Raw genomic sequence first — 18,763 nt, forward strand, 5'->3', positions numbered from 1 at the left:
GCGGGTATGCTCGGTGTGAAGGGACGCTTGACTTCACAACCATTGGGACGCGGAGGTGTCAGATGAAAGGGATCGTCCGACTTCTGGCCGTGGTGGCCGCACTCGCGCTGATGACGCTATTGATGTTCCGCCTGCCCAGCGAAGACGCGATTCGTTTCGCCGGCTACGCGGGCACCGCCGCGTTCGCGGGACTGATGGGCTTGTTGTTCCGCTGGTGCGCGAGCCGCGCGAAGCGCAATAACAAGCGCGTGTGAATGCCGGGTCAGGCGAACTGGCCGGCAATCCGAGCATGCGCGTCGGTAAGGTGGAACCCCTGCCGCGCGAGGTCGTCGAGACACACTGCTGAATCGACGCCCGGGGCTGCATGGTCTACCACCGTACCGGCTGGTTAGTGCCCGGACAGCAGCACGTCGGCAATCACGCCGGTGGCGACAGCGGCGAGCACGTAATCGCCATTCACGCCGACCCATTGATAGCCGCGCGGCGGCGAATGCAGCCCGTGTTCGCGCCAGTTGTCGACCACGTAACTGCGATCGCGATACTCGGACGGAAGCCGCTCGCCCTTGTGCCAGTCACTGTGCGGAATCGGACCGCCCTGACGGCCGATATCGGCTTCGCGTGGCGCACCGTGTCCTCGCATGTTGTGAGGTGGCGGGCCTCCGTGTTGATCGTCGTGGTGGGGTTGCTGCGCGAGTGCGGCAATCGATGTGCCGAGCAAGGAAACGATGACAAGCTGCGCGATGACTGGTTTCATGGCTACGCCTCGAAGAGAGTGTCACGAACTATCGGCTGTTCGACGCGGCCCGGGCGGATTCGCCCAGAAGGCCGGCGCCGGCAAATAATCGCACGAACGAGGTGGCTTTGCCAAAAGCGCGGGGGATCGATGCCGCATGATTTGCGCTTGATGCGCCACGGCTGGTGAGGCTGGACGCGCCCGCGTTTCAACATGAAGCGGAAGGTTGAAACGTGAACGCGACATAACCGTCACGCAGGCGTTTGGCGTCCGCGCAACATCAGTTGGCCTCCTGCTCCTTGATCCGCTTGCGATGCGCCGCCACCTTCGCGCGGTTACCGCAAAGCGCCATGCTGCACCAGCGCCGCGCATGCCCGCGGGTGTGATCGGCGAACAGCAGCGTGCATTTCGGTCCCTCGCACGCTTTCACATACGTGAAGTCTTCGTGGCAGACCAGTTTCGCCATCGCCTCGGCGATCGGCATCAGCAACGATTCGGCGCAGCCCCAGCGCCGCTTGTCGCTCAGTTCGAACACCGTCGCGCCACCTGACGCAGCGGCGACGATCTCGCGATGCTGTTCGTCGCGCGCCAGCAGCCGGTTGAGCGGCTCCAGCTCGCGCAGATTTTTTGCGCTCAACGCGCGGCCCTTGCGTTTCTGCACAAATCCCCTGAACCACTCGCGTAGTTCGCGCGCCTGCCCGGCGACGTGGTCGAGTTCGGCGTTTGTCGAGCGCGCGCGAATGTCCGCCAGCGCGGCGGGCGTCACGAACCCGGCCTGTTCCAACCAGGCCAGCAAGCCTGCGCCGTCGCCGATCCAGTCGACGGGCTCATCCACCGGCGTGGCGATGGAGTTCAGGAAATCGAGGCCGCCCGCGTCGGCTACGAATATCGGGGGAATCTCACGGTAGTCCATGTCTTCTGACGAATGCGAAAAGGTAACGCATTCATCGTAACCACTAAAAATCGTCTTGACAAGTTACATGGCGCTTGAGTAACCTTTAAAACACAAATTTAGAGGTTACAAACAAATCGATGTCTCTTTTCATTCAAGGAGCGCGGAAATGAATTCTCGTAACGTGACGGCGGTGCTCGTGCATGGCGCGTGGGCCGACGGTTCGAGTTGGAGCAAGGTGATCGAACGTCTTGCCGCCCATCACTTCGGCGCGGTGGCGGCGCCGCTGCCGTTGACGTCGTTAGCCGACGACGTGGGCGCGCTCGAAAGAACGCTCGAACGGATCGACGGTCCGGTGGTGCTGGTGGGTCATGCGTATGCGGGCGCGGTGATCGGTTCGGCGCGTTCGGCGGCGATCGAGGCGTTGGTCTACGTTGCCGCGCTCGCGCCGGACGAAGGCGAAACGGTCGCCGACGTGTTCTATCGCGGCACGGCGCATCCGCAGGCGCCGCGGTTGGCGCCGGATCGGCATGGATTGATCTGGCTGCCGCACGACGCTTTCGCGGCGGCGTTTGCCCAGCATGCCGCGCCGCTCGAACTGACGACGCTCGCCGCGGTGCAGCGTCCGATTGCGGCGGCGTGCATCGGCGAGTCGGTCGCCCGCCCGCTTTGGAAAAATCGGCCGAGCTGGTTTCTGGTCGCGGAACAGGACCGGATGATCAGTCCCGACACGCAGCATGCGATGGCGCGTCGCATGAACGCGAACGTGCGTACGTATCAGGTCGATCACACGCCGATCGTCACCGCGCCCGACGTCGTGACGAAGATCATCGTCGAAGCGGTCGAGTCGTTAGCCGCTCGTTAAACGTGGTTGCAGTCTTGTTGCACGGGCGGTCGCGAACAGTTCGCCGACCGCGCTAAACCCTTCTTTTCTCATAGGTGAGAATCATGTCCCCCACGACTTATCGCACCGCGGATGTCGACGGTTTCAACGTGTTCTACCGCGAGGCTGGCCGGCCGGGCGCACCGAAGCTGCTGTTGTTGCACGGCTTCCCGAGTTCGGGCCACATGTTCCGCGATCTGATTCCGAAGCTGGCCGACCGTTTCCATATCGTGGCGCCGGACCTGCCCGGTTTTGGGCAGTCGGCCATGCCCAGCCGCGACACGTTCGCGTATACGTTCGACAACCTCGCCAACGTGATCGACCGCTTCACCGAAGTGATCGGTTTCGATCGCTACGCTGTCTATGTATTCGACTACGGCGCACCGACCGGTTTCCGGCTCGCGCTCAGGCACCCCGAGCGAATCACGGCAATCATCTCGCAGAACGGCAACGCGTACGAAGAAGGCCTCAGTGACGGATGGAATCCGATTCGCGCGTATTGGCAGGATGCATCACCGGCCAACCGCGAAGCGTTGCGCGCGATGCTGACGCTGGAGACAACCCGCTGGCAATACACGCACGGCGTGCCCGATACGACGAGCGTGTCTCCCGACGGTTATACGCTCGACGCGTTCTATCTGAACCGCCCCGGCGCCGACGAAATCCAGCTCGACCTGTTTGGCGATTATCGAAACAACGTCGCGTTGTACCCCGAGTTCCAGCAGTATTTCCGCACGCATCAACCGCCCTTTCTGGCGGTGTGGGGCAAGCACGATCCGTTCTTTCTGCCGCCCGGCGCCGAAGCATTCAAGCGTGACATGCCGCAAGCGGTGGTGCGCTTCTTCGATACCGGCCATTTCGCGCTGGAAACGCATGCTTCGGAGATCGCCGCGGCCATCGGCGATTTTCTGACCCGTTGATGTCGATGTGTGCAGTAATGGATTGAATATCGCGAACGTTCGCGTTCGGCAAACGAAAGGAGCCATGACATGTCCACGAAAGTAGCTATCGTGACCGGCGCGAGCCAGGGGATCGGCCGGTCGACCGCGATCAGGTTGGCGCGGGATTTTCAGTCGATCGTGCTGGTGGCGCGTAACCGCGAGAAGTTGGAAGAAACCGCCGTCGACGTGAAAAATGCGGGCGCCGAAGCGCTGGTGCTCGACCTCGATCTGTCCGTCCCCGACGCCGCGCGGAAGGTGGTCGACCAGACGGTCGCCCGCTTCGGTCGAATCGATGCGGTGCTCAACATCGCGGGTGCGGTGCCGCAAATCGACGTGCTCGACATGACCGACGAGCAGTGGGACAGCGGCCTCGCGTTGAAACTGCACGGCGCGCGACGGCTGACGGTCGCGGCGTGGCCCGCATTGAAAGCGTCGTCGGGTTCGGTCGTGTTGATGTCGGGCAATTCCGCGTTGTTTCCGAAGGCGCCGTACGCCGCGGTGGGCACCATCAACGCCGCGATCGTGGCGCTCGCCAAGGCCTTGTCGGATCGCGGCATCGCGGACGGCGTGCAGGTGAACAGCGTCTTGCCCGGCGCGGTCATGACAGGGCGGCGGCAATCTTATCTGGCGCACTGGGCGCCGCTGCACGACATGACGGTCGAGGAAGCGACGGCGAAGTTTCCGCTCGAGGCGGGCATCACGCGTTACGGCACGCCGGAGGAGATCGCCGAGCTGATGGCATTTATCGTCTCGCCGGCGGCGCGCTGGATGACGGGATCGGCGTTGCGAATGGACGGCGGCGAGGTCAAATCCGTGTGAGCCCATGCACTGCCCGGGCTCATGCGGACTTGACCGGCCTACGTGGCGCAGCAATGGTTCAGGCCGCGAAATCGGTCGAGGCCGACAGCGTTCTCCACGCGTCCATTTCCTGCGCTACATAGGCGTTTTTCGCGGCGATCGCGGCGAGCGTGTCGTTGCCGAGCGGCAGGCGCAGCGGCGGGGTATCGGCATCGACCAGCGCGATCATCGCGGCGGCCAGTTTGTTCGGGTCGCCGGGTTGGTTGTGATTCATCTGCGTCGCCCGGCGGCGCACCGCGCCCGAGGTTTCGTCGTAGTCGTCGATCACGTGCTGCGCCACGACCAGCGACGATGCATCGAGAAAGTCCGTGCGGAAATAGCCCGGCTCGACCACCGTCGCGTGAATGCCGAGCGGCTTCAGTTCGGCATGCATCGCTTCGGTGATGCCTTCGACGGCGAACTTGGTCGACGAGTACACGCCGAATCCGGCGGCGGCCCGATAGCCGCCGATCGACGAAATATTGATCACGTGTCCCGCGCGCTGCGCGCGCATGACCGGCAGCACGGCACGCGTGACGTTCAGCAAACCGAACACGTTCGTGTCGTACATGCGGCGGACGTCCTGGTCGGCGGATTCTTCCACCGCGCCCAGCAGGCCGAAGCCGGCGTTGTTGACCAGCACGTCGATGCGGCCGAACTTTTCGATTGCGGCTTGCACGGCGGCTTTGGCTTGCGCCTCGTCGGTGACGTCGAGCGCAACCGGCAACAGTGCTGGCGAGTCGCCAAAACGCGCACTAAACCGTTCGACGATCGCCGCCACGTTGCGCCCCGCGGCGACCACCGCGTTACCGTCGGCGAGTGCCGCTTCGGCGATCAGCGCGCCGATGCCGCGCGCTGCACCGGTAATCAACCATACCCGCTTGAAATCGCCGCGTTGCGTGTCAGCCATGATGTTTCTCCTGCGTGTTGTCGAGTTGAAGTGATGCCATGGTAAAAGACGAGACTGACACTCACTAGCCGTCAATTGCTAGACTCATAATCAAGGTTTACTTGCGAATCGGGAGCGCACGCCATGAACGAAATTCGAGCGATCACCACGTTCGTGCGAGCTGCCGCGCTCGGCAGCCTGCGGCGCGCGGCGGTCGATCAGGGCATCTCGCCGCAGGCCGCGAGCCAGGCGGTCATGCAACTGGAGAAGGAGCTGGGCGTACGCCTCTTTCACCGCACCACCCGCAAGCTGAGCCTGACGGAGGAGGGGCAGCGGCTGTTCGACAGCGTGCAGCCGGCGCTGTCGATCCTGTCGTCCGCGCTCGGCGACGCGCGGCGTTCGAAAGAAGAGGTGGACGGTCTGCTGCGCGTGAGCGCGCCGAGGGCATTCGGCATCCCGGTGCTGTGGCCGTACTTCGAGGAATTTCAGCGGCTTTATCCGCACGTGCGGCTGGAGGTCCAGTTCGACGACCACTTCACCGATCTCGTGACCGAGCGCGCCGACGTGGGGTTCCGCGGCGGTCCGCCACCGTCGGGAGGATCGATTGCGCGGCGGCTTGTGCCGATTCAACTGATCGTGTGCGCATCGCCGGCGTATATCGAACGCAACGGCGCACCGCGCGGCATCGACGACCTGGCGCAGCATCGCTGCACCGGCTATCGGCGCGCCAACACCGGCAAGCTCGCGCAATGGCAGTTTCAGATCGGCGACGAGATCGTCTATCGCGACGTGCCGCCCATTGTCTGCGTGAACGACACGGAGATGGAAACGCAGGCGGTGCTGTCGGGTCTCGGGGTTGGGCAACTGGGCAGCTTCAACGCGGCGCCGCACATTCGCAGCGGCCGGCTCGTGCCGTTGCTGACGCAACATGTCACGGAGTACGGCGCGCTGTATATCTACTACGGGCATCGCACCGAACAGCCGTTGCGTGTGCGGACGTTCATCGACTTCATGATCGAACGTATGGCCGATAACCGCGCTTTCTTTCTCGATGCGGCGGAGTTGCGCGCCGCGCGTGCGCCGCAGCGGGGGGCGGGCGGTGGGCGCGCGCGGAGGGGGCTAGTGCCTGGTGCCTAGTGCGATGGCGTGCGGGCGAGCCGCGGGTTGCCGGTGACGTCATAAGAAACGCTCAGCGTATCGAGCGCGGCGAGAAAATCCCTCGCGTCGAAAATCTCGCCCAGACTGACTACCCCGCCCTGGGTTGTGGACTTGCCGCCGACCAGCCGCTCGGTCGCCTCAACGATAATCGGCGCGGTCACGGCATAGATGTCGCGTCCGGTCGCGGTCGCGCGCCGCGTCACGCCGTTCTGAACGATCACCACGTCGACGACGAACTGTTGGGCAGAGCGCCCTAGCTCGTCGTCGGCTTGGGGCGGCGGCGTATTCGGATCGCGAATGTCGCGCAGCGCGGCCGACGCGAGCCACGACTCCATCGTCCCGACACGCAGATGACGCGACACCGCGAGCACTTCCGTGAACGGCAGCATCACCACCTCCGCGTCGCCGAGCGGGGCCGGGAACGACCACTGGCTTTCCGGCGCGGGTTGCGGCAACGGCACGAGCCTGCCGTCCCGCTGGACCATCCGGGCCGCGTGATTGCGCGCGCCGGTGAGACGTGTTCCGCGGGTCGGATGCCAACTGTCGAGGCCAATGGCGACGTCCACGCGATCGAGCGCCTGCCTGGTGTCCGCCACCGAGCTGACCAGCAGGTCGGCCAGCCCGCCGTAGAACGCGGCGGCCGGGATCAGCGTGATCCCGGCGTTGCGCGCGCGCTCGTCGCGTTGGTCGATCAGCGCCTGCAGCGCCGGCTGTTCCGCCGTAACGTCGAGATAGGGAAGGCCGGCTCGCAAGGCGGCATCCACGATCGGCAGCGCCGTATCGAGAAACGGTCCGGCGCAGTTGATCACGGCGTGCGTACCGCGCAGCGCCGCGTCGAGTTGCTCGGGGTTGCCGACGTCGGCGACGCGCCAGGGTGTCGTTGCGTCACCGGGCGCGTTTTCCTGCAGCCGCGCCGCGTCACGTCCTATCCGAACCACACCGAGCCCACGCCGCCGCAACTCCGCCACGACGAAGCGCCCTGTGTGACCCGCCGCGCCGTACACCGCCACTGTGATTCGATCGTTCATGTCTCTTACTCTCTTTGTCCAAATTGTTTTAAGAACGCTACAGACCGGTATGTTTTATAGTACAGATCTGTAGCGCCGTCAATCGCGCGGTGCTATGATCGATTTCACTGTGACGGCAAATGAAAATGGTTGGGGTGGAACATGATGAAGAAGCGAGGGCAGGCGAGCGAAGCCGTTCCCGATACGCGCGAACGCATACTGCGAACCGCCAGCGAACTGTTCTATCAGGAAGGCACGCGTGCGGTGGGCGTGGACCTGATCGTGGCGCGCGCGGGGGTCGCCAAGACCAGTCTGTATCGTCACTTCGGCACGAAAGACGATCTGATCGAAGCCTTCCTGCTGCTCGAAGATAAAGACTTCTGGCAGCACTGGGACACGGTCGCGGCGCAGCACAAAGGCGCGCCGCGCGAAGAACTGGACGCGCAATTGCAGTGGATCGGCGAGCGCATTGCGCGGCCGGGCTATCGCGGCTGTCCGCAGATCAACATCGCCGCCGAATATGCCGACGACGGCCATCCGGCTCGCAAGGTGGCGGTCGCCCATAAGCGGGAGTTACGGCATCGGCTCGCGGAGCTGGCGCGCGCCATGCGCGTCGACGAGCCGCAGACGTTCGCCTTACGGATGGGCACGATCATCGACGGGGCATTGAGCAGCGGGCGCGCGCTGCATGGGGAAGGGCCCGTGGTGTTTCTGCAGGAGTTGGCGAAGCTGCTGATTCCGAAGAAAACGAAGAAGTGAATCCCGCTCCAGGGCGAGCGCGACGGCAATGCCCGGCAGCGCCGGGCATGTCCTCGTGGTCCGTTATGCCGGAATGGGCGCCACGTTCTGCGGCGGAATCAACGTAATACCGAAGCGCGGCGCGGCGTCGCGCATTCTCTGTTTCGAGGCGTCGCTCGGCGGCGCGGTCTCGTAGGGCGCGGGCAGCACGTCGGCGCAGGTCTCGACGAATTCGTCGAAGCCGGCCGGCGCGCAGATGACCAGATAGCGTGCCGTCGCGTCCGAGCGGTTAATCAGTTGATGCGCGGTGCCGCGTTCCAGATAAAGCGTCTCACCCGCGCGGACCGTGTGCGTCGTGCCTTCGATGTTGACGTCGAGTTCGCCTTCCAGCATATGGATCGTCTCGTCCTCATGCTGATGCCGGTGCGCCGGCGTGGCCCGGCCCGCCGGAGAAAAAATTTCGATCATGCAGTACGATCCGGCGGATTGCTTGCCGGAAACGAGCATCCGGGCGTGCGAGCCGCCGAAATCGTAGTCGACCGGTTTGATGTTCTGGAAAGACATGATGGGTTCCTTGGGTGTCGAGTTTGTTGATGCCCAATTTACCCGGATATGCACCGTTGTTTGATCTCCCTACTGCCGTTTCATTGATGACAGATTGTCGGGAATAGCCTGGATGAAAAACCTGAGTCAGTTCCTCAATTTCGCCGCCGTCGCGAGGCATGGCGGCTTTGCACATGCCGCGCGGGAGCTGAGCCTTGCTCCTTCGTCGGTGGCGAAAAGCATTGCGCGGCTCGAACAGGAGCTCGGCGTGCGGCTGTTTCATCGCACGACGCGTTCCGTGCATCTGACCGAGGAAGGTCAGACGCTGTTTGCCAAGTGTTCGCGTCTGCTCGACGAAATCGACGCGCTCGATCTGCGCAGCGTGTCCGCCGCCGCCGAGCCGGCCGGCACGCTGTCCATCGGCGCACCGATCGGCTACGGCACGCAGATCGTGTTGCCGGCGCTAACCGCTTTGCAGCGGCGCTATCCCGCGCTCGAATTCGATCTGCGGCTGTCGGACGAGCAGGTCAATGTGGTTGGCGAGGGACTGGACGCGGTGATTCGTTTTGGCGCGTTGAACGATTCGAGCATGATTGCACGCCAATTTGATTCGCAACCGCTGGTGTTATGCGCGAGTCCGGCTTATCTCGCCGCTCATCCGAAGATTCGCGCGGTCGCCGATCTTGCGCAACATGCGTTGGTCGCTTTCAGAATGCCGACGAGCGGGCGGGAACGTGCGCTCGAATTCGTCGAGAAAGGGCATGCCGTCACGATCGCGCCGAAATCGCGCTTTCGGATCAGTCATGGCGAGGCGCTGATTGGCGCGGCGGTGCAGGGCGCCGGGCTAGTCCAGGTGCCGGAGTTCATGGCACGCCGGCACCTCGATAGTGGCGCGCTGGACGAGTTGCTGCCGCAGTGTCGTCCCGCACCGTTGCCGGTCAACGTGATCGTGCCGGGCTCGCGAACGCGGCCCGCGCGCGTCGATGTATTGATCGACGCACTGATGAATTCGCGGCTGGGCGCGGGCTACGCCGTTAAGGCCTGAGCTGTCAGGGGCGCTCGGCTCGCAGATAGCGCGAGCATGAGCCGCTCACCGACCCCGCGGCGAACCAGCCATTACAATCCACTACTTCGATCCGACCCACATGAATGACGCCATGAAATCCTTTATCGCATCGACTCTCGTGGCGCTCGTCGCGGCCGCCGCCAGCACGGGCGCGCTCGCCCAAACCTCGGCCGGCGGCACACCCAAACTGCAATGCGCGATCGGCTACGTCACCGGTGTCGGCGGCGCCGCGCAAAGCTTCCACGACTATCTGGCCACGCCGGATCGCGACAAATACCGCTACATTGCCGACAACCCGATCCAATGCAAGGTCTCCGACGAGGGGCGCGCGTCGGGCTGCACGGGCGTCACCAACCTTCGGCGCGAAGAGGTGAGCGTGTATGACGACGTCGACGACGCGACGATCGCTGTGGTCGCGAAGGTGGAACTCGAGCACGGCACCTATCCGATCATCATCCAGGTGCGCAGGCAAGACGTGAAATGTGAGCAGTAAATGACGTGACGCGACGCAGCATTCGAACCGCCGCGTTGCGTATTTTCAGCCTCAAACCCGCACCACGCTTCATTTGTACCTCGCACGCACGACTGTTTGTCCACGGCGGGTATTCGAGATCCGCGCCAATGCGCCTAGATTTCATACCTATCGGAGCCCGTGGCCCGATCAGCATCTGATCCCAAACATGTCACCCAGAGGTTCACCATGAGCACGTCACAAAAAGTCGTCGTTGTCACCGGCGCATCGCAAGGCATTGGCGCGGAAATCGTCAAGGCGTTCCGCAAGCTCGACTATCGGGTCGTCGCCACCGCGCGCTCGGTCAGCCCGTCGGACGATCCCGATCTGCTGACTGTCGCTGGCGATATTGCCGATCCGGCCACCGCGCAGCGTGTGATCGCCGCTGCGGTCGAGCGCTTCGGCCGCGTCGACACGCTCGTCAACAACGCGGGCATCTTCATTGCCAAACCGTTCACCCAGTACGCCGCGGAAGACTATGCGGCCGCCATCGGCGTGAACGTGTCCGGTTTCTTCCACATCACGCAGCGAGCGATTGCCGAGATGGAAAAGCACGCGAGCGGCCATGTGGTCACCATCACGACCAGTCTGGTCGATCATGCGATCGACGGCGTGCCTTCGGTGCTGGCGTCGTTGACCAAGGGTGGCCTGAACGCGGCCACCAGATCGCTCGCGATCGAGTACGCGAAGAGGGGCATTCGCGCCAATGCGGTCTCACCCGGCATCATCAAATCGCCGATGCACGCCGAGCAAACGCACGCGGCGCTCGGCGCCTTGCATCCGATGGGGCATATGGGCGAAATGAGCGATATCGTGAACGCTGTGCTGTATCTGGATGCCGCGCCGTTCGTGACGGGCGAAATCCTGCACGTGGACGGCGGCCAAAGCGCCGGTCACTGATCGATCCCAGGGCGCCGTTCGCGGCGTCTTTCACGTCCCGCCAAGACTACGGAGAACGCTATGCCCATCGTCACGATCCAGGTGACCCGCGAGGGGTCCCGACCCGGCAACGATTCCGTCACCGCCGAAGAAAAAGCCCGCCTCATCGCCGGCGTGAGCCAGGTGCTGCTCGACGTGCTGAACAAGCCGCTCGACTCGACCTTTGTCGTCATCGAAGAAGTCAACCTGGAGAACTGGGGGTGGGGCGGCATGCCGGTCGACGCGTTTCGCAGGCAGCGGGCATTGAAATCGGAGTGAACGCCGCGAAGCGCGCGTTGGCTTCGAATCGATTCGTCCGATAGTCCTGATATTCTGTGTGGATCCTTGTTGCGTCACGCAGGCGGCCTCGGCTGTCCGCGATACGCAACCTTCAGCGTTTGGCATTTAGCGCTCGGCATGCGGCCGCTCCGGACGCATCCGCTACGCGAAAAGCCGCCACCGAAGCTTGTCGAGCGTCCATGCAGCGCCAATTTGAAGATGTCCTTCTGGGCAGTATCGAACTGTTCTGCCTCGCGGCCGAACTGGAGAGCTTTACGGTGGCCGCAACCGCCGCGGGCGTGACGCCGGCGGCGGTGAGCCGCACGGTGGCGCGTCTGGAGGCGCGCCTCGGCGTGCGTCTGTTCGTGCGCACCACGCGGCAGATCCGGCTGACGGATGCGGGCCGGCGATACTTCGAACAATGCCGTCAGGCGCTGGGTCAGCTTGCCGATGCCGAGCGCGAAGCCACCGGTCAGCAAACCGCGCCGAGTGGCGTGCTGCGCATCAGCATGCCGACACCGTACGGCCACTATCGGGTGCTGCCGTTACTGGCGGAGTTTCGCACGCGCTATCCCGGCATCACGGTGGAAACCCACCTCAGCAACCGCAACATCGACTTCGCCGACGAAGGTTTCGATCTCGCGATTCGCGGGCGCGCGCCGAGCGATTCCGGTTTGATCGCGCGCAAGATCGAGGACGCGGAGTTGGTCGTCGTCGCATCGCCCGCTTATCTGCGCAACGCGGGCAAACTCGACACGCCCGACGATCTGCTCCTTCACGACTGCATTCAGTACGCGCTGCCGAGCACCGGCCGCAACATTCCATGGCTCTTCAAACAGGCGGGCGACGCGGTCGAGATGATGACGCGCGGCGGCAACGTGTCGTCGGGCGACGTACTGGCCGGTGTGACGTTGGCGCGGCACGGCGCGGGCCTGTTTCAGACCTACCGTTTCATCGTCGACAAAGACCTCGCCGACGGCACGCTCGAGGAATTGCTCGTGCCTCATGGCGGATGCTCGCGGCCCTTCGTGCTGCTTTATCCGCATGCCCGGCATCTGTCGTCGCGCGTGCGGAGCTTCGTCGACTTTCTGATGGAAAAGCTCGGGACGTGATCGTCATCCCTGCGCCGCGCCCGCCGTACTAGATCGGCTTCACACTCTCGCGCAACTCGTCGCCGAGAAAGTCGATAAACGTTCTGAGCTTGGCCGACAAGCTGTGCCGCTCCAGGTAGATCGCGTGGATGTCCGCATTCGGCAGCGTCCAGTCGCTCAGCACAGGCGTTAATTCGCCGCGTCGCACGTGTCCGGCAATTTCCCACGCCGAGCGCACCGTAATGCCGCGACCGTCGAGCGCCCACTTCAACACGGCGCTGCCGTCGTTACTGCTCAACGGACCGTCCACCTTCACCGTCTCCGCTTTCTTGCCGCGCGAAAAATGCCACGTGCCATACGCCGATTCGTTCTCGCGTAACACGAGGCACGCGTGGCGCGTGAGATCGTGCGGCATCTGCGGGGCACCATGCCGCTTCAGATAAGCCGGTGACGCGCACGCCAGACGCTGGTTCTTCAGCAGCAAACGCGCATTGATGCGCGCGTCGGGCACGTCGCCGAAACGGATGCCGAGATCGAAACCTTCTTCCTGCAAGCTCAGCGGCCGGTCGGTCAGATGCAGTTGAATCTTCATCGACGGAAACCGCTCGCTGAAGCGCGAAATGGCCGGCGCAATATGCACGCGGCCGAAACCGAACGAAGCGTTCACGCGCAACAGACCGGTCGGTTCGGCGCGGCTCTGCGTCACCAACTGTTCAAGTTCAGCGAGATCGTCGAGGATGCGCGAGCCGTTCGCCAGATAGATTTCGCCCTCCGCCGTGAGACTGACGCGCCGCGTGGTGCGATTGACCAGCCGCACGCCGAGGCGCTGTTCGAGTTGCGCAAGGCGCTTGCTGATGGACGGCGGCGTCACGCCGAGTTCGCGCGCGGCGGCCGCGAGATTGCGGTGGCGCGCGACCAGGGCGAACAGATTCAGATCGGAAAAGCCGTCCATTGATTCGTTCCTAAAAGTTAATTCCGGATTGCCTGGAGAGAAACCACATCGCTGCAGGCATCAATTAGACTGCAATCACACACCGGAGGCAACGATGTTTGCAGACTTCATAGACGCGTCGGCCGAAGTCGACGGGATTCGGATCAACGCGATTCGCGGCGGCAGCGGGCCGGCTTTACTGCTGCTGCACGGTCATCCGCAGACCCACGCGATCTGGCACAAGGTCGCGCCCGCGCTGGCGCGGCACTTTACGGTGATCGCCGCGGATTTGCGCGGTTACGGCGACAGCGGCAAACCGCCGGGCGCGCACGATCACAGCAACTATTCGAAACGCCGCATGGCGGCGGATCAGGTCGCGTTGATGCAGGCGCAAGGTTTCAGCGAGTTCGCGGTGATCGGTCACGATCGCGGCGGGCGCGTTGCCGCGCGCATGGCGCTCGATCATCCGCAAGCCGTGACGAAACTCGTGACGCTCGACGTCGCGCCGACGCTCGCGATGTACGAGCAGACCTCGTTTGCCTTCGCACGCGCTTACTGGCACTGGTTCTTTCTCGTGCGGCCCGCGCCGTTTCCCGAGACGCTGATTCGCGCGGACGCCGACCTGTATCTGAAGCAGACCATTGGCGCGCGTAGCGCCGGGCTCGCGCCGTTCACCGCGGAGGCGTACGCGGAATATCTGCGCTGCCTGAGCGATCCTGCGACCGCGCACGGCATTTGCGAGGACTATCGGGCGAGTATCTCGATCGACCTCGATCATGATCGGGCCTCGCTGGACGAAGGACGAAAGATCGCTTGCGCGTTTCTCGCGTTATGGGGCGCGCAAGGCGTGATCGAACAGTGCTTCGACCCGCTCGCCGAATGGCGCCTGTGGTCGGCGCACGTGAGCGGCGAGGCGTTGCCGTGCGGTCATTACATTCCCGAGGAAGCGCCCGAGTTGCTGCTCGAACGCGTGCTTCCGTTTTTACAGGCTTAGGCGCGTGTCGATCATGTCATCTCCCTCTCTCACCCTCTATCAGAAGCTGGTCGATTCGCATGTCGTCAAACGGATCGATGCGCAGAACGTGCTGCTGTATGTCGATCTGCATCTGATGAACGAATACACCAGCCCGCAGGCCTTCAGTGCGCTCAAGGACAAGGCGCGCCAGGTGCGTCGGCCGCGGCAGCAGCTTGCCGTGGTCAGCCATATCATCCCGACGCATGCGGAATCGCCGCGCATGATTCGCGACGCCGCTTCGCTGCTGCAGGCGAATAACCTGGCGCGCAATTGCAAGGCGGCCGGCATTCAACTGCACGACGCGAATGATCCGCTGCAAGGCATCGAACATATCGTCGCGCCGGAGCGTGGTCTGATTCGCCCCGGCATGGCCGTGCTGTGCGGCGACAGCCACACGACCACGTATGGTGCGCTCGGTGCGCTGGGCTTCGGCATCGGCACGTCGGAAGTCGAGCACGTGCTCGCCACGCAGACACTGGTGTATCGCGTCGCGCAGACCATGCGCATCACGATCGACGGCGCGTTGCCGTACGGCACGTCGTCGAAAGACGTGATTCTGTGGATCATCAGCCGGATCGGTGCGCAAGGCGCGCGCGGCTATGCGGTCGAATTCGACGGCTCGACGATCGCGTCGCTGTCGGCGGAAGCGCGCATGACCCTGTGCAATATGACCGTCGAAGCGGGCGCGCGCGCCGCGCTGATCGCGCCCGATGCGACGACGTTCGACTATGTTCGCGCGCATACCCCGTCGCTCGATGACGCCGCGTGGAATGCCGCGCTGAACGACTGGCGCGAACTGAAATCGGACCCGGATGCGCGCTTCGATAGCGAACATCGTTTCGACGCGCACGACATCGCGCCGTTTGTCACATGGGGCACGAGTCCGGATCAGGCTATCGCGGTCGATGCGCGGATTCCCTCGGCCGCCGCCCAAACCACGCCGGAAGCCGCCGCCTCGTTGCAGCGCGCGCTCGACTATATCGGCCTCGACGCCGGGCAACCGATTGCCGGCACGCCGATCGATCGCGTGTTTATCGGTTCCTGCACGAACGGACGTATCGAGGATTTGCGCATCGTCGCGTCGATCGTGGCGGGCCGCCATGTCGCGCAAGGTGTGCGCGCGATGATCGTGCCGGGCTCGGGCAGCGTGCGCCGCCAGGCGGAAGCGGAAGGCGTGGCCGCGACGCTGCGCGCGGCGGGCTTCGAATGGCGCGAGCCGGGCTGTTCGATGTGTCTCGCGATGAACGACGATTTTCTGACGGCCGGCGAGCGTTGCGCGTCCACCACCAACCGCAATTTCGAAGGACGCCAGGGACGCGGCGGCCGCACGCATCTGATGAGCCCCGCGATGGCCGCGGCGGCGGCCCTGAGCGGACGCATCACCGACGTCCGCACGCTGGAGACGCAATCATGAGCGCAACATCCACGAGACTCGTCAACATTCACGGCACGGCCGCGCCGTTGCCGATCGACAACCTTGACACCGATCAGATCATGCCGAAGCAATTCCTGCGCATTATCGATAAGGCCGGGCTCAGCGAGGGACTGCTGTACGACTTGCGTTTCGACGCACAAGGCGCGCTGCGCGACGATTGCGTGCTGAACCAGCCCGCGTATCGCGGCGCACGCATTCTGCTGGGCGGCGCGAATTTCGGTTGTGGGTCGAGTCGCGAACACGCGGTATGGGGACTTCAGCAAGGCGGTTTCGACGCCATCATTGCGCCGAGCTTCGCGGAGATCTTTTATTCGAACGCAATGAATAACCGGTTGTTGCTAGTACAACTGGAACGCGAGCAGGTCGACGTGCTGCTGCGCGATGTGGCCGCCCAGCCCGCCGCGCAGCTGCGGATCGACGTCGAACAACAAACCGTGACGTCCGCCGACGGCCTCGTGTTCGCCTTCCCGCTCGGCGCGCGGCATAAGCAGATGGTGATCGAGGGCATGGACACCATCGACCTCACACTCGCCTCGCTGCCCGACATCGAGACCTTCGAGCGCGATCACTTTGCCCGGCACCCCTGGGCCGCCGTGTTGTAGCCGTCAGCCAGGCGGCGCGCCGCGCCGCCGTTCAACCGCAATGCGTGACCGATTCCTCGCGAGAAGGGAAGGGACGCGTTTTGCCCAAAATCTGCCTGAAGCAGACCGGAGGAGACATGAAACGCAAACCGCTTTACAAGGTGCTGTACGTGCAGGTGATCGTCGCGATCGTGATCGGCGTGGCCTTCGGTCATTACTGGCCGACGCACGCGGTGGCCATGAAACCGCTCGGCGACGCCTTTATCAAACTCGTGCGCATGATCATCAGCCCAGTGATTTTCTGCACGGTCGTGACCGGCATTGCGAGCATGCACGACATGCGCAAGGTGGGCCGGGTCGGCGGCAAGGCGCTGCTGTATTTCGAGGTCGTGTCGACACTCGCGCTGGCGATTGGTTTGCTGGCCGCGCATCTGCTGCAACCCGGCGCGGGCTTCAACGTCGACCCCGCCACGCTCGACGCGGGCGCGGTGTCGTCCTATACGGCGCAAGCCGCGCATGGCGAAGGGCTCGCGGGCTTCTTCATGCACATCATTCCCGAGACGTTTGCCGGTGCGTTCACGCAGGGCGACATTCTGCCGGTGCTGCTGATCGCCATGCTGTTCGGCACCGCGCTCGCCGTGATGGGCGAACCCGCGAAACCGCTGATCGGCCTGATCGAATTGCTGTCGAAAACCTTCTTCAGAATCGTGCGGATGATCACCAGCCTCGCACCGCTCGGCGCGTTCGGTGCGATCGCCTTCACGATCGGCAAATACGGCATCGTCTCGTTGCTGCCGATGATGAAACTGATCGGCACGTTCTATCTGACCGCATTTCTATTCGTGTCCTGCGGCCTTGGCCTGATTGCGCGGGCCTGCGGCTTCAGTCTGTGGCGCTTCGTGGTCTATATCAAGGACGAACTGCTGATAGTGCTCGGCACGTCGACCTCCGAAGCCGCGTTGCCGCAATTGATGGAGAAGCTCGAACGCCTCGGCTGCTCGCGTGGGATCGTCGGACTCGTGGTGCCCACCGGCTACTCGTTCAACCTGGACGGCACCAATATCTACATGACGTTGGCGGTGCTGTTTCTCGCTCAGGCCACCAATACACATTTGACGATCGCGCAGGAGATCACCTTGCTGGCGGTGACGATGCTGACGTCGAAGGGATCGACAGGCGTGACGGGCGCGGGATTCATCACGCTGGCCGCGAGTCTTTCCGTGGTGCCGACCGTGCCGGTGACGGCGATGGTGCTGATACTCGGCATCGACCGTTTCATGTCCGAGTGCCGCGCGTTGACCAATACGATGGGCAACGGCGTGGCGTCGATCGTGATCGCGGCGTGGGAAAAGGAACTGGATCGCGACCGGATGAAATCGGCGCTCGCGAAACCGGGGCGTGAGGCGCCGGCGGCGCAGGCGGAGACGGAGGTTGCGGTGAATAGCATGCCGCAGCGCGAAGAGGCGCAACGTTCCGCGTGATGGTCACGTGTCGTGGCGAGCACGCCGCGTTCACGCGCCGGGTTGGCGTTCAGCGTGGCGTGGCATAGCGCGTGCAGCGAAACGCGCTGCTCGTTACTTCGACTCCGCCGCCTCGAAGCGCTTTACCGCGCCCACGATATCGTTGCGCAATTGCCTTAACGCCGCCTGCCGCGCGTCGGGTGGCACAAGTCCCTGCCACAACAGATCGCTCAACGACGCAGCCGTCGCTTCGATGTCGACGGCCCGCTGTTTGCGTACCGCGTCCCACAACACGTGCTCCATCGGACCATATACCGCCGAACGCAGCAGACCGAGCGGCATGTCGGCCCGCACGTCGCCACTCGCAATACCCTCGGCAAGTACCTGCATCATCGGCGCCGTATAACGTCGTTGCAGTTCGACGATGACGTCGCCGAACTTGTCGTCTTTCTCGCGCCCCTCGGAAAGAATCAGCGCGCACAAGCCGGTTCCGTCCACCGTCAACCGATAGAGATGCGTGTGCACCAGATACGCGAATTTGCTGCGGGTGCCGTCGATCAGCGGCAATTCGCCTTCCACCTGCGCGATGATTTCATCGTACCAATTGCTCAACACCCGTACGCATAGATCCCGCTTGCTGGCGAAGTACGTAAAGATCGTCGCCTCCGATACTTCTACCCGTCGCGCTATCTCCGTCATTGTGGCGGACGCATAGCCAACCTCGGAAAACACCAGACGGGCCGCCTCGAGAATCGCCCTCAGACGTTGCTCGGAACGCGCCTGCACAGGCACACGGCGGGATGAGGCGGATACGGTCATGGTCGAGAAAGAAGGGGTAGGTGTATTTTAGTTGAG

Annotated in this window: 22 protein-coding genes; 15 read left to right on the forward strand and 7 right to left on the reverse strand. The window is 63.6% G+C overall.

Annotated elements, in window-relative coordinates; genetic code table 11:
* Nucleotides 1–62: 62 nt before the first annotated feature.
* Entirely contained in the window at nt 63–254 is a 192-nt protein-coding gene (locus tag B0G83_RS06870) for a hypothetical protein (protein WP_105506709.1), read from the forward strand.
* A gap of 134 nt (nt 255–388) precedes the next feature.
* On the opposite strand, the gene B0G83_RS06875 is transcribed toward B0G83_RS06870, so the two are convergent.
* Both B0G83_RS06875 and B0G83_RS06880 read right to left on the reverse strand, forming a co-directional pair.
* Nucleotides 389–754 carry an RcnB family protein gene (locus B0G83_RS06875; RefSeq protein WP_105506710.1) on the reverse strand — a complete coding sequence of 122 codons (366 nt, stop codon included), beginning with the start codon at nt 752–754 and terminating at the stop codon, nt 389–391.
* 259 nt (nt 755–1,013) lie between these two features.
* The gene (locus B0G83_RS06880) at nt 1,014–1,646 is read right to left on the reverse strand and encodes an ABATE domain-containing protein (protein WP_105506711.1); all 633 of its coding nucleotides are present in this window, start codon (nt 1,644–1,646) and stop codon (nt 1,014–1,016) included.
* 148 nt (nt 1,647–1,794) lie between these two features.
* Between B0G83_RS06880 and B0G83_RS06885 the strand changes: the two genes are divergently transcribed.
* From B0G83_RS06885 to B0G83_RS06895, 3 genes are all read left to right on the forward strand, one after another.
* On the forward strand, nt 1,795–2,490 hold the full coding sequence (locus B0G83_RS06885; protein ID WP_105506712.1) for an alpha/beta fold hydrolase: 696 nt from the start codon (nt 1,795–1,797) through the stop codon (nt 2,488–2,490).
* Nucleotides 2,491–2,573: 83 nt separating this feature from the next.
* Nucleotides 2,574–3,428: an alpha/beta fold hydrolase gene (locus tag B0G83_RS06890; protein ID WP_105506713.1), complete on the forward strand. Its 855-nt coding sequence runs from the start codon at nt 2,574–2,576 to the stop codon at nt 3,426–3,428.
* 69 nt (nt 3,429–3,497) lie between these two features.
* Nucleotides 3,498–4,268 carry an SDR family oxidoreductase gene (locus B0G83_RS06895; RefSeq protein WP_105506714.1) on the forward strand — a complete coding sequence of 257 codons (771 nt, stop codon included), beginning with the start codon at nt 3,498–3,500 and terminating at the stop codon, nt 4,266–4,268.
* 58 nt (nt 4,269–4,326) lie between these two features.
* On the opposite strand, the gene B0G83_RS06900 is transcribed toward B0G83_RS06895, so the two are convergent.
* Nucleotides 4,327–5,196, reverse strand: coding sequence for an oxidoreductase (locus B0G83_RS06900; RefSeq protein WP_105506715.1), 870 nt, complete (start codon nt 5,194–5,196; stop codon nt 4,327–4,329).
* Between the two features lie 123 nt (nt 5,197–5,319).
* On the opposite strand from B0G83_RS06900, the gene B0G83_RS06905 reads away from it, so the two are divergent.
* Entirely contained in the window at nt 5,320–6,312 is a 993-nt protein-coding gene (locus B0G83_RS06905; protein WP_105506716.1) for a LysR family transcriptional regulator, read from the forward strand.
* Here the strand turns inward: B0G83_RS06905 and B0G83_RS06910 are convergent.
* Nucleotides 6,309–7,361, reverse strand: coding sequence for a trans-acting enoyl reductase family protein (locus B0G83_RS06910; RefSeq protein WP_105506717.1), 1,053 nt, complete (start codon nt 7,359–7,361; stop codon nt 6,309–6,311). The two genes, B0G83_RS06905 and B0G83_RS06910, sit on opposite strands and share 4 nt — an antisense overlap.
* A gap of 141 nt (nt 7,362–7,502) precedes the next feature.
* Between B0G83_RS06910 and B0G83_RS06915 the strand changes: the two genes are divergently transcribed.
* A complete protein-coding gene (locus B0G83_RS06915; protein ID WP_258167759.1) occupies nt 7,503–8,099 on the forward strand; it encodes a TetR/AcrR family transcriptional regulator in 597 nt (198 codons plus the stop codon).
* A 63-nt stretch (nt 8,100–8,162) separates the two neighbouring features.
* Here the strand turns inward: B0G83_RS06915 and B0G83_RS06920 are convergent, their stop codons facing one another.
* Complete coding sequence (locus B0G83_RS06920; RefSeq protein WP_105506718.1) at nt 8,163–8,642, reverse strand: cupin domain-containing protein; 480 nt, start codon at nt 8,640–8,642, stop codon at nt 8,163–8,165.
* Nucleotides 8,643–8,754: 112 nt separating this feature from the next.
* On the opposite strand from B0G83_RS06920, the gene B0G83_RS06925 reads away from it, so the two are divergent.
* From B0G83_RS06925 to B0G83_RS06945, 5 genes are all read left to right on the forward strand, one after another.
* The gene (locus tag B0G83_RS06925; protein ID WP_105506719.1) at nt 8,755–9,666 is read left to right on the forward strand and encodes a LysR family transcriptional regulator; all 912 of its coding nucleotides are present in this window, start codon (nt 8,755–8,757) and stop codon (nt 9,664–9,666) included.
* Between the two features lie 112 nt (nt 9,667–9,778).
* A complete protein-coding gene (locus B0G83_RS06930; protein WP_105507187.1) occupies nt 9,779–10,180 on the forward strand; it encodes a hypothetical protein in 402 nt (133 codons plus the stop codon).
* A gap of 207 nt (nt 10,181–10,387) precedes the next feature.
* The gene (locus tag B0G83_RS06935; protein WP_105506720.1) at nt 10,388–11,098 is read left to right on the forward strand and encodes an SDR family NAD(P)-dependent oxidoreductase; all 711 of its coding nucleotides are present in this window, start codon (nt 10,388–10,390) and stop codon (nt 11,096–11,098) included.
* 60 nt (nt 11,099–11,158) lie between these two features.
* Nucleotides 11,159–11,395: a 4-oxalocrotonate tautomerase family protein gene (locus B0G83_RS06940; protein ID WP_105506721.1), complete on the forward strand. Its 237-nt coding sequence runs from the start codon at nt 11,159–11,161 to the stop codon at nt 11,393–11,395.
* A 200-nt stretch (nt 11,396–11,595) separates the two neighbouring features.
* Nucleotides 11,596–12,507: a LysR family transcriptional regulator gene (locus B0G83_RS06945; protein ID WP_105506722.1), complete on the forward strand. Its 912-nt coding sequence runs from the start codon at nt 11,596–11,598 to the stop codon at nt 12,505–12,507.
* A gap of 28 nt (nt 12,508–12,535) precedes the next feature.
* On the opposite strand, the gene B0G83_RS06950 is transcribed toward B0G83_RS06945, so the two are convergent.
* Complete coding sequence (locus B0G83_RS06950) at nt 12,536–13,438, reverse strand: LysR family transcriptional regulator (protein WP_105506723.1); 903 nt, start codon at nt 13,436–13,438, stop codon at nt 12,536–12,538.
* A gap of 94 nt (nt 13,439–13,532) precedes the next feature.
* Here B0G83_RS06950 and B0G83_RS06955 point away from each other — a divergent pair, with 94 nt between their 5' ends.
* The 4 genes from B0G83_RS06955 (at nt 13,533) to B0G83_RS06970 (ending at nt 17,929) form a co-directional block, all read left to right on the forward strand.
* The gene (locus tag B0G83_RS06955; protein ID WP_105506724.1) at nt 13,533–14,411 is read left to right on the forward strand and encodes an alpha/beta fold hydrolase; all 879 of its coding nucleotides are present in this window, start codon (nt 13,533–13,535) and stop codon (nt 14,409–14,411) included.
* A 13-nt stretch (nt 14,412–14,424) separates the two neighbouring features.
* Entirely contained in the window at nt 14,425–15,846 is a 1,422-nt protein-coding gene (gene leuC / locus B0G83_RS06960; protein WP_105507188.1) for a 3-isopropylmalate dehydratase large subunit, read from the forward strand.
* Nucleotides 15,843–16,469, forward strand: a complete 627-nt coding sequence (gene leuD, locus B0G83_RS06965) for a 3-isopropylmalate dehydratase small subunit (protein ID WP_105506725.1) — start codon at nt 15,843–15,845, stop codon at nt 16,467–16,469. The genes leuC and leuD overlap by 4 nt, the downstream gene beginning before the upstream one ends.
* 116 nt (nt 16,470–16,585) lie before the next feature.
* Nucleotides 16,586–17,929, forward strand: coding sequence for a dicarboxylate/amino acid:cation symporter (locus B0G83_RS06970; protein ID WP_258167760.1), 1,344 nt, complete (start codon nt 16,586–16,588; stop codon nt 17,927–17,929).
* A gap of 93 nt (nt 17,930–18,022) precedes the next feature.
* On the opposite strand, the gene B0G83_RS06975 is transcribed toward B0G83_RS06970, so the two are convergent.
* Nucleotides 18,023–18,727 carry a TetR/AcrR family transcriptional regulator gene (locus B0G83_RS06975; protein ID WP_105506726.1) on the reverse strand — a complete coding sequence of 235 codons (705 nt, stop codon included), beginning with the start codon at nt 18,725–18,727 and terminating at the stop codon, nt 18,023–18,025.
* Nucleotides 18,728–18,763: the final 36 nt, after the last annotated feature.

It is taken from the genome of Paraburkholderia sp. BL21I4N1, assembly GCF_002973525.1.
GTDB lineage: Bacteria > Pseudomonadota > Gammaproteobacteria > Burkholderiales > Burkholderiaceae > Paraburkholderia.